General features: G+C 44.8%; 15 protein-coding genes and 1 pseudogene. 8 read left to right on the top strand and 8 right to left on the bottom strand.

Features of this window, described 5'->3' with window-relative positions:
• Window positions 1-4: 4 nt before the first annotated feature.
• The 3 genes from dusB to ACZ45G_RS03345 are packed head-to-tail and all read right to left on the bottom strand — an operon-like array spanning window position 5 to window position 2,254.
• Window positions 5-976, bottom strand: a complete 972-nt coding sequence (gene dusB, locus ACZ45G_RS03335; RefSeq protein WP_464175254.1) for a tRNA dihydrouridine synthase DusB — start codon at window positions 974-976, stop codon at window positions 5-7.
• Window positions 976-1,887 carry a DUF1848 family protein gene (locus ACZ45G_RS03340; RefSeq protein ID WP_464175255.1) on the bottom strand — a complete coding sequence of 304 codons (912 nt, stop codon included), beginning with the start codon at window positions 1,885-1,887 and terminating at the stop codon, window positions 976-978. Before ACZ45G_RS03340 ends, dusB begins: the two co-directional genes overlap by 1 nt.
• Complete coding sequence (locus tag ACZ45G_RS03345) at window positions 1,868-2,254, bottom strand: hypothetical protein (RefSeq protein WP_464175256.1); 387 nt, start codon at window positions 2,252-2,254, stop codon at window positions 1,868-1,870. The genes ACZ45G_RS03340 and ACZ45G_RS03345 overlap by 20 nt, the downstream gene beginning before the upstream one ends.
• An 88-nt stretch (window positions 2,255-2,342) precedes the next feature.
• On the opposite strand from ACZ45G_RS03345, the gene ACZ45G_RS03350 reads away from it, so the two are divergent.
• Together ACZ45G_RS03350 and ACZ45G_RS03355 are read left to right on the top strand one after the other, a co-directional pair.
• Window positions 2,343-3,743, top strand: a complete 1,401-nt coding sequence (locus ACZ45G_RS03350) for an MFS transporter (RefSeq protein ID WP_464175257.1) — start codon at window positions 2,343-2,345, stop codon at window positions 3,741-3,743.
• A 48-nt stretch (window positions 3,744-3,791) separates the two neighbouring features.
• Window positions 3,792-4,604, top strand: a complete 813-nt coding sequence (locus ACZ45G_RS03355) for an alpha/beta hydrolase (RefSeq protein WP_464175259.1) — start codon at window positions 3,792-3,794, stop codon at window positions 4,602-4,604.
• Here the strand turns inward: ACZ45G_RS03355 and ACZ45G_RS03360 are convergent.
• From ACZ45G_RS03360 to ACZ45G_RS03370, 3 genes are all read right to left on the bottom strand, one after another.
• Window positions 4,594-5,121, bottom strand: a complete 528-nt coding sequence (locus tag ACZ45G_RS03360) for a universal stress protein (RefSeq protein ID WP_464175260.1) — start codon at window positions 5,119-5,121, stop codon at window positions 4,594-4,596. The two genes, ACZ45G_RS03355 and ACZ45G_RS03360, sit on opposite strands and share 11 nt — an antisense overlap.
• Before the next feature lie 190 nt (window positions 5,122-5,311).
• Window positions 5,312-5,977: a S1 family peptidase gene (locus tag ACZ45G_RS03365; protein ID WP_464175261.1), complete on the bottom strand. Its 666-nt coding sequence runs from the start codon at window positions 5,975-5,977 to the stop codon at window positions 5,312-5,314.
• Between the two features lie 65 nt (window positions 5,978-6,042).
• Window positions 6,043-6,234, bottom strand: a complete 192-nt coding sequence (locus ACZ45G_RS03370) for an FmdB family zinc ribbon protein (RefSeq protein WP_464175262.1) — start codon at window positions 6,232-6,234, stop codon at window positions 6,043-6,045.
• A 457-nt stretch (window positions 6,235-6,691) separates the two neighbouring features.
• On the opposite strand from ACZ45G_RS03370, the pseudogene ACZ45G_RS03375 reads away from it, so the two are divergent.
• A pseudogene (locus tag ACZ45G_RS03375) lies at window positions 6,692-6,970 on the top strand (transposase); the annotation flags it as partial.
• 404 nt (window positions 6,971-7,374) lie between these two features.
• Here ACZ45G_RS03375 and ACZ45G_RS03380 read toward each other — a convergent pair.
• A complete protein-coding gene (locus tag ACZ45G_RS03380) occupies window positions 7,375-7,977 on the bottom strand; it encodes a MarC family protein (protein ID WP_464175263.1) in 603 nt (200 codons plus the stop codon).
• Window positions 7,978-8,197: 220 nt separating this feature from the next.
• Here ACZ45G_RS03380 and ACZ45G_RS03385 point away from each other — a divergent pair, with 220 nt between their 5' ends.
• The 5 genes from ACZ45G_RS03385 to ACZ45G_RS03405 all read left to right on the top strand — a co-directional run bounded on the left by ACZ45G_RS03385 (window position 8,198) and on the right by ACZ45G_RS03405 (window position 14,270).
• Window positions 8,198-8,686 (top strand): transposase, encoded by a 489-nt coding sequence (locus ACZ45G_RS03385; RefSeq protein ID WP_464174963.1) that lies wholly within the window; start codon window positions 8,198-8,200, stop codon window positions 8,684-8,686.
• Window positions 8,683-9,765, top strand: a complete 1,083-nt coding sequence (locus tag ACZ45G_RS03390) for an IS3 family transposase (RefSeq protein ID WP_464174964.1) — start codon at window positions 8,683-8,685, stop codon at window positions 9,763-9,765. Before ACZ45G_RS03385 ends, ACZ45G_RS03390 begins: the two co-directional genes overlap by 4 nt.
• A 642-nt stretch (window positions 9,766-10,407) precedes the next feature.
• Complete coding sequence (locus ACZ45G_RS03395; RefSeq protein WP_464175264.1) at window positions 10,408-10,701, top strand: Kazal-type serine protease inhibitor family protein; 294 nt, start codon at window positions 10,408-10,410, stop codon at window positions 10,699-10,701.
• Between the two features lie 432 nt (window positions 10,702-11,133).
• Window positions 11,134-12,885, top strand: coding sequence for an ATP-binding protein (locus ACZ45G_RS03400; RefSeq protein ID WP_464175266.1), 1,752 nt, complete (start codon window positions 11,134-11,136; stop codon window positions 12,883-12,885).
• Entirely contained in the window at window positions 12,882-14,270 is a 1,389-nt protein-coding gene (locus ACZ45G_RS03405; RefSeq protein WP_464175267.1) for a sigma-54-dependent transcriptional regulator, read from the top strand. Before ACZ45G_RS03400 ends, ACZ45G_RS03405 begins: the two co-directional genes overlap by 4 nt.
• A gap of 36 nt (window positions 14,271-14,306) precedes the next feature.
• Here ACZ45G_RS03405 and ACZ45G_RS03410 read toward each other — a convergent pair whose 3' ends face one another.
• Window positions 14,307-14,771 carry a c-type cytochrome gene (locus ACZ45G_RS03410; RefSeq protein WP_464175268.1) on the bottom strand — a complete coding sequence of 155 codons (465 nt, stop codon included), beginning with the start codon at window positions 14,769-14,771 and terminating at the stop codon, window positions 14,307-14,309.
• Window positions 14,772-14,779: the final 8 nt, after the last annotated feature.

The following is a 14,779-nucleotide window of genomic DNA, read 5'->3' on the forward strand; positions in this document are numbered from 1 at the left end:
AAGATTAATCTTCATTGGGGGTTTCATATGCCTTGATGAGGTCCATGGCCTGGCCGGATGTTTCTATCTGGGCCAGGTCTCGTCTAAAAGAGGAACATCCTGGCAATCCTTTTACAAACCAGGCGAGCCTTCCCCTGAGCATCCTTGCCGCATGTGCTTCCCCGAAATAAGCCACATATAAATCAATTAAACGTTCCATTTTTCGGAATATTTCGTCTGGTTTTGGTTCTTTATATGTTCCCTTGTTCACATATTCTTCTATCTGGGACAGAAGATAGGGGTTGGACATGGCTGCCCGCCCCACCATGATCGCGTCACAACCTGTTTGGGCGAACATTCTGGCCGCATCCTCAACTGAGTTGATGTCCCCATTGCCGATGACAGGGATCGTCAGGGTCTCCTTTAGCTGCTGGATATGGTCCCAGTTTGCAAGGCCTTTGAAACCCTGTGCCGCAGTCCTGGGATGGAGGACGATGGCATCCACCCCGGCATCCTGGGCAATGTCGGCAAGGGCAAAGGCCTGAAGGCCGGACCCATCCCAACCAGATCTTATTTTGATGGTTAAAGGAAGGGTGGTGGCTTTCCGGACGGCCCTTAAAACGGCTTCACTGGTTTTGGGTTCCTTCATCAGGGCTACGCCTGCCCCCTGTTTTACCACTTTTTTTACGCTGCAGCCAAAATTGATGTCAATGATATCGGCCACCCCCATCTCTTCGACAAATGTGGCTGCCTGGGCCATGGATTCTGGTTCGGATCCAAACAATTGGACGGACAGGGGGCGTTCAGCCGCCTGGGAGGTCATCAGGGTCAGGGTGTTTTTAGAATTATAAAAAATGCCCTTTGCACTGACCATTTCCGAGCAGACCACAGCACATCCGCATTCCTTTACAAGCTGTCTGAAGGGTAAATTTGTGATGCCGGCCAAGGGGGCCAAAAAAGTTTTGCCGTGAATTTCAAGATCTTTGATCTTTATCATTATCTGCCTTGTTGAATCTGGGTATCAATGCCGGTGTTTGCATAACAGAACAAACAATTATGAAAACAGGGGTGGTCCGTATAGGAGCCGATGTCGATGGACTTACTGCATTTGCATCCTTGTTTGGACCGTTGTCCATAGTCTCGTCTGGTCTCGGGGTTCCCCCCATGGAGGCGTTTAAGAAGTTTTCCATCTATACAGGCGTTTTGTCTAACCGTGGTCTCCTTTTCAAGGCTGTTAAATAAAGCGGCCTCACAGCACAGATGCAGGGTCATCCCATTTTGTTCCAGACGATCTGCCATTCGCCCAATCACCCGCTTTTTGTCCTTTGGACTAGGGTCAACAAAGGAAACAAGGGGATTGCCCCGGGACGATAAATATGAGGCCCGGGCCGAAACCTTTTTATATCCATCGTAAAAGCTGGTGACACACCGGGTGATTCCTATTTTGGCAAGGGCATCGGCAATCAGGGTAAAATCGCCCAGGGTGTTTTTAAGCTGTTGGGTGTTGATTCTATAAAAACAGATGGGATCAAATCGCCAGGAGATACTGTCCGGTCCAAATCTTTCGCACAAAAGCCTTGCCTGGTGGAGCCTCTCGGACAGATTCGGCAGTTTCGGTTCCAGAAGCGGCACCCGGGAGTTAATGGTGAAATTAAAATAGAGGTGATATCCCTTTTTTGTCAGGATCTGGTCTGCACCAAGATCCAGAAAAGGGCCAAAATTTTTGGACCATAAAACAATGGAATGGATATTCTCGGGTCGGGCATCCACCGTTCGAACCACCTTGTTATAGGGGTTTTTGATGGTGAAATACCCTTGTTGGATCTGGTCCAGGAACCAGGGCGTATACCATCCGGGAATATCGGTTCTCCTCGATGCCGATATGATCTTACGCTGGGTCTGGCCCATGGTCTTTTTGTCTGTTTTTCAGGTCTGCAAAAGAAATGATTTTGGCATCTGTAGGTTCTGTTTTTTTTAGGGGGGTACGCGTGGAGTTTGGTTGATCTGACCTGTTCGCCGGGGTGGGTATGGGCAGGTCTTCAGCCGGGCATTCAACGGTTTGAAGTTTCATTTTTTTGCCGTTCATATGAAACTCATCTCCATTGATATACGCATCTTTTAATATCCAGGTTACCACCTGTAACGGAATCTGAAGCATGAGCAATTTAATCTGGTACCAGTCTTGTTTGGGATCGGGTAAAATGCTTTCAACCCTGGCAAATGAAACAGGTGAATCTTCCAGATGGATCAATACAATATCTTTAATTGTGGCCATGGTTTCCTCGTTAATTGTTTTTTCCTTGTCAACCTGTATTATATAACATAATCTTTTGATTATCTAAAGAATGGAATGGGGGAGTGTATTGGTTTATAATCAAAAATGGAAAATTTTTTCCTTGGTTGCCGTCTCAATTTTTATGTCAACCCTGGACTCGAGCATCGTTAATGTTGCCCTCCCCTATATCATGCAGGAGATGGCCACTGATATTTCCACCATTCAATGGGTGGTGGTCATCTATCTTCTGACGGTTTCTTCCCTTTTATTGACCTTTGGCCGGCTTTCGGACATTAAAGGACGAAGGCTTATATATGTGGCGGGGTTCCTGGTGTTCACCCTGGGATCTTTCTTGTGCGGGGTGGCAAGCACGGTCTCGTTCCTGGTGACGGCCCGGGTGGTCCAGGGGGCAGGGGCATCCATGCTCATGGCCTGTTCCCCTGCATTGATTGTGGATGTGTTTGAAAAAGAACAGCGGGGCCGTGCCTTGGGGATGATTGGGGCTGTGGTGGCTGCAGGGCTTACCCTGGGTCCTGTGGCAGGCGGATTTATTTTGGAGTACCTGTCCTGGCGGTATATTTTTTATATCAACATTCCCATTGGGATTGCGGCAACCATTGCCGGTGGCTTTTTGCTTAAAACCATTCCCGGGGGCAAAGGATCCCGGGAACCCCTGGATTCAGTCGGCAGTCTAACCATGATAATAGGGCTTTCCAGTTTGATTCTGGGGTTGACACAGGTGACCACATGGGGGATTTTGTCCTTCAGGTTTGTCGGTTGTATGATGATGGCAGGTCTTGCCGGTGTCGGCTTTATCATCAATGCCAGGCGTTGTGCACATCCCTTGTTTGATCTTGATTTGCTTAAGATCCGGCTTTTTGTCCTGCCCCTTGTGACTTCGGGACTTCTTTTTGCCGCGCTTTTTACCATCGTTTTTATGATGCCCTTTTATCTGACCTATCCCTGTGGGTTTTCCGCCGGAAAGACAGGGAGTATCATGATTGTGCCCTTTGTTTTTCTTTTATTTATCTCTCCTGTGGCGGGCGGCCTGGCGGACCGGCTTGGTTCAAGGCTTTTATGTTCATTCGGGATGGTGCTGCTGGGCCTGTCTCTCGTGTCACTCATTTCTCTTTTTCCTGGAATGGAGACCTTGGCTATTTTGTGGCGAATGGCGCTGGCCGGTGTGGGGACGGCATTGTTTGTGTCCCCCAATAATACGACCATCATGGGGGCGGTGCCCATGGCAAGACGGGGGATTGCCTCCGGTGCAGTTGCCACTGCCAGAAATCTGGGTATGGTGATGGGCGTGGCCCTTGCCACTACTATTTTCACCAGTTCTTTTACCCACTTGACACAGGGGGTGGGGCTGGACAACTATACCCCGGCCATGGTCCCCTATTTTATGATAAGTTTTCAAAAGGTAATGGGGTTCGGCGCCATGATAGCTTTTGCCGGGGCAGGCATTGCCTATGCCAGGGGAAAAGAGTAGCCCCGGACACTCAACCATCAGAATCAACATCCGTAAAGGAGAAATGCCATGACGAAATTTCAAAATTATGCAGTGCTGGATCAACCCGGTGTTCTACAGTCTTTGTTTCATCCCCGGAAACAAGATTTGGGCAGGGTACCCCATGGGGAGCGGGATGATTTGATGATATCCGTGGGTCAGGGGGTGGAAGTGGGCGCCTCTTTTCATTTTAAACATCGCGACGCCCCGGTGATTCTTTTTTTCCACGGCAATGGCGAGATTGTGTCTGACTACGATGAAATCGGCGTTTGCTTTCTTGATATCGGGGTGAATTTTTTTGTGGTGGATTATCGGGGGTATGGCAATTCCACAGGGCATCCCACTTTTTCTTCCATGATGGCAGACTGTCATATCCAATTGGATTTTTTGACCTCTTATATGGAAAAAAAACAGATGACAGGCCCTGTTTGTGTCATGGGGCGCTCCCTTGGCAGTGCGCCGGCCCTGGAGCTTGGGTCAAATTCAGTGTTTCCTCTCCAGAGTCTGATCATTGAAAGTGGTTTTGCTCTGGCCGCACCCTTGCTGCGCACCCTGGGGATAGATCCTGTTTTAATGGGATTTAAAGAAGAACAGGGATTTGAAAATCTGGACAGAATAAAAAGCGTCGTATGCCCCTGTTTAATTATCCATGCCCAGTTTGACCATCTTATTTCGTTTTCCCAGGGTCAGGCCTTGTACGATGCCTGCCCGTCCGATGTAAAGTTTTTGCTGGAAATAAAAGGGGCCAACCACAATGATATTTTTTTTCGTGGAATGGCCCCCTATCTTGAACAGGTGAGAAAATTTTGTTTCCCGGTCCGGCGTGATGGTGTTACAGGCTAAAGGGAACGACAAAGACCGGAACACTGGTTCTTTTTAATACTTTCCGGACCACATGGTCCCCCATGGCTCCGGCGAGCATTCCCTGCTGCTTACACCCAATGACGATGATATCACAGTCTTCATCCGTTGCCGTTAATGTGATTTCATTGGCAATGGATTTACCTTCTGTCACCAGAATTTTTGCAATGGGAGAGTTGTTGTCAATGGGGTTGGCTTTGTTGTCTTCCCCTTTGAAAAAACCGGCAATTGCCTGGCGGATTCTAAGGGCATCCACGTTTTTTCCGATGAGCAGGTTTTTCGCGCCGTCTCGATGTCCATTCTTGATGTCCTGGTATAGTTTTTCTCCAAAAGCTATTTTGACAAGTCTTTCGGAGCTTTTACTGGCTTCTTCCATGACATGGAGGACGATTATCTCTGATTGTGAATAGGCGGCTATGGTAGCGGCATGTTCAAACACCTGCTTCATGTCCGTGGACAGGTCAGATGCAAACAAAATTTTTTTAGGGGGCTGGATCATTGTTGTTTTCTCCATCTATGATGTTGTTGGCAAATATGATTCATATAGTAAATCAAAATTTTTGATATGCAAGCTAATTTCGCGCAATATTAAACATAAGCAGTCTATTATAAATGAGACAGACCTGGATCAAATGGGTGTGACAGATGAAAACACAGGTTAGGTCATGGGGATGCCAACGCCTATTTTATCAAGGCAGGGGCATATTGGCAGCTGTTGTTTCCACTGTCCGGATATGGGTGAGCACATCATGGAACAAGGACAGGTCCTGGGCGATGAGAAGACCTGGAAGGGTATCTTTGGTGGCTTTGTTCATTCTATAGGCAGATACAGTTCCCACAACACGGGTTTCTTCCTGCTCATCCACATAGAGGACCGGTCCGCCACTGACACCATTGATGGCAACGCCGTCAATAAGGTAGGCGTTGTTCTTTCGGGCAGATATCATTCCGGAAAAAAAGCAGGGGGTGTCCGGTTCCAGGGTGGGGAATCCGATCCAGCCAACCTGGGTACCGACCCGGAGAACAAATTCCTGGTCCAGGAGGGGCAGGGGAGGGGTGTTTTCAAACAGGTTCTGGTCCTTGGAAAAAAGAATGAGTGCCGAGTCAGATTGGTTCCCCATGGTGATGTGGCGTTCATCGGCCTTGAGGAGCAATGATTTTGACCCATCATGGGTATAGATCCGGATGGGTTCCATCCATTTGTCAGCATGGTGAATCACATGCCCTGCCGTGGCAATGGCAATCATTGGTTTTGCCGGATTTGAAAAACACAAAAACCCGGTACCGTGACCGGTGGGCGTATCAATTTTTACAATACAGGCGAGACTTGAGTTAACCGCATCAGACCAGTGCATGGGCGATTCCTTTTTGATTTGTGTCAGTAGTGGATAGGCCGACCGGCCTATTGGTTTTAACCGGCTCAGGAAAACTGTTTGGGTGAATCAGCGGCACAGGTACCGATGCTGGCTCCCATGAAGCTGGTAGCGCTCATTTTCTTGCTGATGTCAGCACTTTTGCATTCCGGGCAAAGGATCTTCCCTTCATCTCCGGCAAAGACCAGGCGTTCAAATTCTTTTTTGCAATTTTTGCATTGGTATTCAAAAATAGGCATATTGTGTTTCCTTTAATATCATAATTGATGATTCTTCCTTATATCAAGTTTGTGTACCCGGCACAAGATAAACGAGGCCAGGAGGATATTATCTGAACAGGTAATTTGCAAGAAGGGTTGCCACTATCCGAAAATAACCAAAAATTAAAAACAGATTATCTTCTGTTGATTCTCATACCATCAAAATCGAAGATTGCGGTACGCCAAGTATTTTAATAGAAAAATCTAAAGAAAGCGAACAATTACAGGGATAATCCACTCTCTTTATTGAAGTCTCAAAAGGCAGGACTGCTAGCCAAAAGTGCTGTCTTTTTAAAGCCGTTATTTTCAGCTTGTCTGATATCACAAGACAACATCAAGATTAGAAATTGTATCGTTGATATTTTGAACGTATCCTGACAATTCCAATTAGGATAATTAATCTTGACACGGTTTGTCAGCACCTTTTTCAAAAGCTGAAATTTTCAATACAGACCAAGGCAGCCAATACACAGCGACAAACTTTTTAAAGATTTTGACAGACAGCAATGTCAAGATTAGCATGGATTCAAAGGGACGTGCACTCGATAATATCTTTGTGGAGCGCTTATGGCGGATAGTTAAATACGAAGAGGTCTATTTAAAGGACTACCAGAGCATGAAAGACGCTCAAAGCTCATTAAAAGATTATCTGAAATTTTATAACACGGAGAGGCTTCACCAGTCATTAAAATATAAAACTCCGGAATCAATACATCATATCTGATAGAATCGGGACATTTTAGCGGGCAAATTAAACTTAAAATGTAGCTTAAAAAAAAGAAAAAATCGGTCTTGACATGGGGTCCACTTTAATTACATAAACAACCTTACAGCCTTGGCTTGATTCGGGCAGTTCTTTATCCCTTCATCCAAAGAATTCACAATTGGATTGGTATCCTAAACAATTCCAGGCTTTGAACACTCCACCTTTGGATAATAATACTTAACTGGTGCCTAATAAAAATTTTTCATTTGATTGTTGGTTCTTTTTTCCCGTTTACGAAATCTTTGAGACGGGTTTCAGGTTCATGAAATCGTCTGAAATAATGGACAGAGCTGTCAGTAAACCCAAACCATATTCATTTTTCATGAGCTTGCAAAAAGTTCAATTCCATTTGTTCAGCTTAGCTTTAGAAAATTTTGAATCCCGGTAAAAATGATTTGGGCGGCAATAGCTGAGACAAAAAGCCCGGTAATTTTTGGAAGTATCATCAAGCCCTGCTCGCCGATCAGACGTTTCACACCGGTTGAAAGGTATAGGATTAATCCTACCGTTACAACGGCAAGAAAGAGAGCTGATCCGATGATGAGTTTTTCCGTGTAAGAGCCTGCTTCGGCTCCTGTGACAAGAAGCACACCGATAACACCTGGGCCTACAGTGATAGGTAATGCCAGGGGGACGACTGCAATATTTCGGTCATTACCCTGACTTGCCGTATCATTGTTGCCTGATATCATGGATAGAGCAGAAAGAAATAAAATGGTGCCAGCCCCAATCCTAAAAGCATCTAACGTGATCCCGAACAAGTCAAAAATATATTTTCCAAATAGATAGATCACAAACGAACTGATCATCACGGCAATAGTCACCTTGATGGCAATCTGCTTTTTTTCCAAATCTTGAAACTCCCGGGTAAGGGAGAGAAATGCAGACAGCACAAAGAACGGGGTAAGAATAAAAAAAAGCTTTAAATAAAAGTTGATAAATGTCTGTAAGCCCACGATGCTATTCCATGAATTATAGGGTTGTTGAAAATTGTACACATATACTCAACAATCCTTTTGACGGTCAAGCGAAAAGTTACTGGTATAAAAAAATCCTCGTATTCCAACAGGTCAAAAAGTCAAAGATGATTGGCGTCAATTTTAGTCCAGATCCCCCTGTGTCAGGATAGATGTCGCCTCAATTGAAAATCAAACCCGGGGGCATTGAGGTGATTTTATGGTATACCCGATTCAAACAAAAGAGGCTGTGATAAAAAAAGTACTGATGGGTGGTAAACCTCATCATGAAATAGCAAGCGAAGCCGGTATCGGCCGGTCCACCTTGACTTACTGGCTTAAAAACCACAAAAAAAACGGAATCGAAAATTTGACTGACAAAGAAAAACGCCCCCAGGACTGGTCTGTAGAACAACGACTGAATGCTTTGATGGAAACAGGTGCCATGCCGGAAGGGGAGCGTGTTTCCTGGTGCCGTAAAAAAGGGATCTTTTCTCATCACCTTGAACAATGGAAAAAAGACATCCTCTCCTTGTTAACCCCGAACAAGGCCTCCCTTAGAGTCAAAGGGACTGCCCGGTTAAAGAAGGAGAATGCTGCTCTGAAAAAAGAGTTGAACCGCAAGGATAAAGCACTTGCCGAGACGGCAGCCCTGCTGGTTCTTAAAAAAAAAGCAAACTTTATCTGGGGGGATCCCAGGGACGATTGATCAGTGAAGGCGACAAAAAGACGGCGTTGATGCTGACCCAGGAGGCCTGTAAGGCTGGTGCACGAAAGCATCTGGCAGCAGAACTTCTGGGGCTGCCGCTTCGAACGGTGCAACGTTGGGAAAAGCATGGCTTTAATGATCACCGCAAAGGCTCCCGGGCTGTGCCTGGGAACAAGATATCCCAAAAAGAGAGGACACAAATCATGGATGTGCTGACATCCTCAGAATTTGGGGATTTCAATCCCCACCAAATTGTTCCCAAACTTGCAGATCAGGGCATCTATCTGGGCTCAGAAGCCACTATGTACAGAATTTTGAGAGAGCAGAAAATGAACAAACACCGCCTCTCAAGCAAGGCAGGAGCCCGCAAACGACCGGAGGCTTACATTGCCACAGGCCCCAATCAGGTATGGTCCTGGGATATCACATATTTACCGGCCCGGGTAAAAGGGCGTTTTTTCTACCTTTATATGATCATGGACGTCTACAGCCGCAAAGCAGTGGGATACCAGGTCTATGATTGTGAATCTGGAGAGCTGGCAGCCGCTCTGATTACAGACACCTGCCATCAAGAAAAAGTGCAAAAGAATCAGCTGGTTCTGCATTCTGATAACGGCGGGCCAATGAAAGCCTTTACCATGCTTGCAAAACTGGAGTCCCTGGGGGTAGCTCCATCGTTCAGCAGACCCAGGATCAGCAACGACAACCCTTATTCTGAGTCGCTGTTCCGGACCATGAAATATCGGCCGGAATACCCGGAACATCCCTTTGACGACTTGAACAGTGCCCGAAAATGGGCAGAAAAATTTTCCCAATGGTACAACAATGAGCATCTTCATAGCGGTATTGGCTTTGTAACCCCAGTAGACAGACATGACCGAAAAGATATTGAAATCCTTGAAAAACGTCATCAGGTCTATCTGGAGGCAAAGGCTTCTCACCCGGAACGCTGGACCGGGACTTCAAGAAATTGGAAGCACATTGGTGAAGTGGCTTTAAACAAGAGGAACAATTCACCAGGAAAAACAACTGATGGGAAAGAAACCGCAGATATTGTCTTTGCGGACCAGAAGACTTGATTTTATCTATAAAAGAGCAACAGTTTCTCATGGCCGAGAATGGGCATCCAAAAAAAACCCGTCGGAGGTCATGAGAAGGTGTTGCGGTAAGCACGATATTTTTTCTATGTTTAGGCGACAACTTGCTTGACATCTACCGAGATTCCCGGTGATGTATTATTTTGGTATCCATGACAATTTCGGCGGTTGAATAGTCCACCTTAGGATACTTAGTCTTGAGACTGAAATAGACAAAAGGTTAAAGCCATTTATACTAAATCCTTTCTAACCTATGGTTGACCGATCACACAATGCGTCATATGTTTATCTGATAGTTCACCGAATTAAAAGCAACAGCGTGGAAGGCAAAGGCAATAGGGCTTTGAAATTAGCTGAACTCATTATCGAGAACAGTCCTTCAATACTTTTTCGTCGCTTGGCAGCAGATGATCCCAAGCAGCGTAAGATGGTTATCTCTATTTGGATCTCAAATACGATACCGGCACAATGAAATTTAGAAGGTAATGATTTCCGTTACAAGCTGGCACAGTGGTTCCAAAGTGGCCACTTGCAAAACTACCAAGGCAGTTCGATAAATATCAAGCGGGTTAGAGATAATGGGTAGTATTTTGTAAAATCAAGATTATCAGGAAGGTAAGATTTATGTTGAATCAAAATGGATGCGCAAACAGATTCGAAAAGATTGTTTGGATATTAATTGGATTATTCTGCCTCTTGGCCATCGGTTGCGTTTCGGGCTCCAATAGCACGTATAGACCCAGTGAGCCTACAGACAGCTTTATTCGCTGTGAAGAAATACGACCGGAGATTTGTACTCAAGAATATGTCCCAGTTTGCGGTGAACTGGCCGATGGTAGCCAGAAAACTTACAGCAACGCCTGCAGTGCGTGTTCAGATATGAATGTTGTCAAATATCAACTTGATTCGTGTCCGTAATCCTCTAACAGGAGTTTCGTGGATAAGACGGCATGTGACGCCCATCGCCTTAATTGATAGGGCTTTATCAATCCATGACCTGTAAGACCCCACCCTCATCAATCCGGCCCAAAAGCCGATAGGACTTCGGCTTGGGTCTTACTTGGTGTCTCAAGGTGACGTGTTGGTTTTCTCGCTCCTTTTTGCAGCGTCAAGATTGAATGGAGATGCTTCATGTCATCCATTACATCCTCTGCTGTTCGATTTGAATATTTTCAATGAATTAAGAGAATCCTACGGGCAAAATTATCTTGATAGGCTGGAATAACTTCTTTAAGCGTTTGATTAAGATTAAGAATTTCTTTGCCTTTGAAACCGCTTGTTAATTTGTATAATATGTTTAATAATTATACATTCATCCAAAAAATGTCTAATTTTTAATCAGGTATGCTTATGAAACACAAAATTCATATATCGCCCTGGATGATCATTGGGGCAAGTTTGCTCCTTATCACAATTGTGGGATTTTTAGGCGTTGTCAACTACAACCGGGATAAGGAGCAGATGGGAACTCTTTTGAAAGAAAAAGGAGCTGCCCTGATCCGTTCCTTTGAAGCTGGAACACGTACTGGCATGAAGGGTATGATGGGTAAGATGGGAGTGTTTGCGAATGAAATTCATTTGCAGGTTCTTCTAAAAGAGACTGCTGGGCAGTCTGATATTTCCTATATTAGTATTGTAGATAGTTCAGGGATAATTCTGGCCCATAATAAAAGTTCCCTGATTGGGGAAAACTTTATAGATATGGATATCTTAGAGACCCTTTCCCCATCCCATCTGCCCCAATGGAGAATAGCGGGGCAGGAGAATGGGGTAAAATATTTTGAAGTATACAAGACCTTTTTACCGGTTTTTGACCATCCGGGGCATGATCATATAGACTGGGAAAGCAGTGTCACAACCCGAAAAATTATGGACCCTACTAACCGTCCCTATATTTTTATTGGAATGGATATCGCCCCTTTTGAAATAGCCATGAGAGAGGATTTGAAACATAATATTGTGATGGCTGCGATTATTTTTTCTCTTGGCCTTGCAGGAGTTATTTCTCTATTCTGGGCCCAGAACTATACCCGCTCTCGTAAACTCCTTCAGGATACCCGAAAATTTGCATCGGAAGTAGTGAGCCATTTACCTGTAGGGATTCTTGTTATGGATATTCGGTATCGGGTCATATACAGCAATGCTGTTGCATGGAATCTTCTTGGGACCAATGAGCTGGCAGTACAAGGTGTGGATGCCAAAGAACTTCTCCCGAACAATATATGGAGCTTACATGATAGGATCAAAGCAGGACAGCCGGTAGCAGAAAAAGAAATTCGTCTTTTACGGGAAAAAAGCAGTTCAACCCCAGTAGCTGTGAGTGCAACGAACATCCATGGTGAAGATGGGAATTATATTGGCTTTATGTTTGTTTTCAAGGATCTAACAGAGATTAGAGTACTTGAAAATAGAACTCAACGCATTGAACAATTGGCCACTGTTGGAAACTTGGCCGCTGGTATTGCCCATGAAATTAGAAACCCGTTAAGTTCTATAAAAGGGTATGTCACCTATTTTGGCAGCCTGTTCGAGGATAGCAGCGAAAATAGAAAAGCCGCAGATCTTATGGCAGAAGAGGTGGATCGGGTGAACCGGGTGATATCTGAACTTCTTGAATTTGCAAGACCTCCGGATCTGAAATTAAAGGAAATTAAGGTCAGTGACCTAATTGTTCACTCTATCCGCATTGTCTCTCACGAAGCCGAGACTGTGGGTATTCAAATAACGCCAATGATAGCACCTGGTCTTCCGTATCTAATGGCTGATTTGGACCGGCTTACCCAGGTCCTTTTGAATTTATACATCAATGCCATTCAAGCCATGACAAAGGGTGGAAAGCTGATAGTCAGGGCAGACCTGCAAGGTCCGAACCTTGTCATAGATGTCTCTGATACGGGGACTGGTATTTCTCTTAAAAATTTAAAACATATTTTTGATCCCTATTTCACCACTAAAAATAGCGGCACTGGATTAGGGCTGGCCATTGCCCATAAGATTGTAGAAAACCACAACGGATTCATCCAGGCAAGAAGTACTGAAAATTCAGGCACAACAATTTCAATTGTCTTACCCATAATAGGCGAAAAGGAAAATCCGATATGAAAGGACGCATCTTAATCGTAGATGATGACTTAGGGCATCTTACCATGCTCAATACCGTGCTGGGCAGCTTGGGTCACACAGTTGAAAAGGCAACCGATGGAGGACAGGCCATAGCGTCAGCCAAGGAAAACCCCTATGATTTGATTCTTATGGACGTCAGGATGTCCAGTATTGATGGTATTGAGGCATTACAACAGATCAAAGAAATTAATCCATCCATCCCTATCATTATTATGACAGCCTATTCTTCAGTGGACAAAGCAGTTGAGGCCATGAAACTTGGGGCCTATGATTATTTAACCAAGCCGTTAAATTTCGAAGAACTTAAAATTATAATCGACAGGGCCATGAGCCATTTGAAGCTATCCATAGAAAATAAGATCCTTAAAGAGAAACTTTTATCGGCCAGCAGTTTTTCGGACATCATTGGATCAAGCCGGGCTATGGAAAGGGTCATGGAAACTGCTAAAATTACCGCCAAATCTGATGCCAATATTCTTATTACCGGCGAAAGTGGAACAGGCAAAGAACTTTTTGCAAAGGCGATTCACAAAACCAGTTACCGACGAGACCATATGCTGGTGGTTGTAAATTGTGCCGCCTTGACCGAAACCCTTTTGGAATCAGAATTGTTTGGCCATGAAAAAGGGGCATTCACCGGTGCGGACAAACGACGTGATGGCCTGTTCAGACAAGCGGATAAGGGATCTGTCTTTTTAGATGAAATCGGAGAAATGCCCCTTTCCATGCAGGTAAAGTTGCTCAGAGCCATTCAGGAAAAAGAGATTCAAAGTGTCGGCAGTGACAACCCCATAAAAGTGAATGTTCGTATCATTGCCGCAACAAACCGTAATTTGGGAAAAGAGGTCATAAAAAAGGCCTTCAGAGAAGATCTTTTTTATCGCCTAAATGTCGTAAACATAGAGATCCCGCCGCTGAGACACCGAACAGGCGATGTCCCCATTCTATCTCAAAAATTTCTAAAAAAATATACCCGAAAGAACAGAAAAGCCCTGAAGGGATTCACCCCAATGGCAATGGATGCCCTGACGAAATATCAATGGCCCGGCAATGTGCGGGAACTTGAAAATGCCATTGAAAGAGCCGTCATTTTATCCATGGGGCAATATGTATCTGAAAAGGACCTGCCGATAAATGTGATGAAAGAGTACCGTCCGGAAGCCTCGTTTAAAACTCAGTTATCCCTGGGCGGAAAGTCTCTTGATGAAATTGAAAGCCTGGCCCTTGTTGAGACCTTAAAACAAACAAAAGGGAATAAGAGTGAAGCGTCCAAAATTTTGAATATCACCCGGACAACACTGAACAATAAAATGAAACGACATCACCTGTCTCTTGATCGCATACTGCCCACGGGGGAAATATGATTTCTTCTCCTTCAAATGGCGTGGTGACCTCAAAACTTATTCTTGATTCAAAGGCGTCTTCTGATCAATGAATTTAAGGCTTTGAATATAATTAACAAGATCCCATATTTGTTCTTCTGAAAAGAGTTCTTCCCAGGCAGGCATGGCTCCTTTCCCTTTCCTGATTTTCCAGGACAGATCCCCATCTTGATGATGACCTGCCATGGCCTTAAGATTACTGGGCCTTGGTGTCATATAGGGTGCATCCGGTCCTTTTCCGTCACCTTTAACACCATGACAACCTGTGCAGTCTTTGGTGTACAGATTCTTGCCTCGAAGAATGGATTCGTCTGTCAGAGGAATGGGGTTAATTCGAAGTTTTTCCTCCTGTGGTGCTGCCCAGTGCTGCATTTTTTGCTCTTTTTGTTTTTTATGCTTGTCTCCATGGGCCCATAGATAGGAACCGGATAAAAGAAAAAAAATCAGTATCAAGGCAGCAGTATATTTTCGGTAACCTTTCATTTTTTGGG

This window comes from Desulfoconvexum algidum (assembly GCF_055382125.1).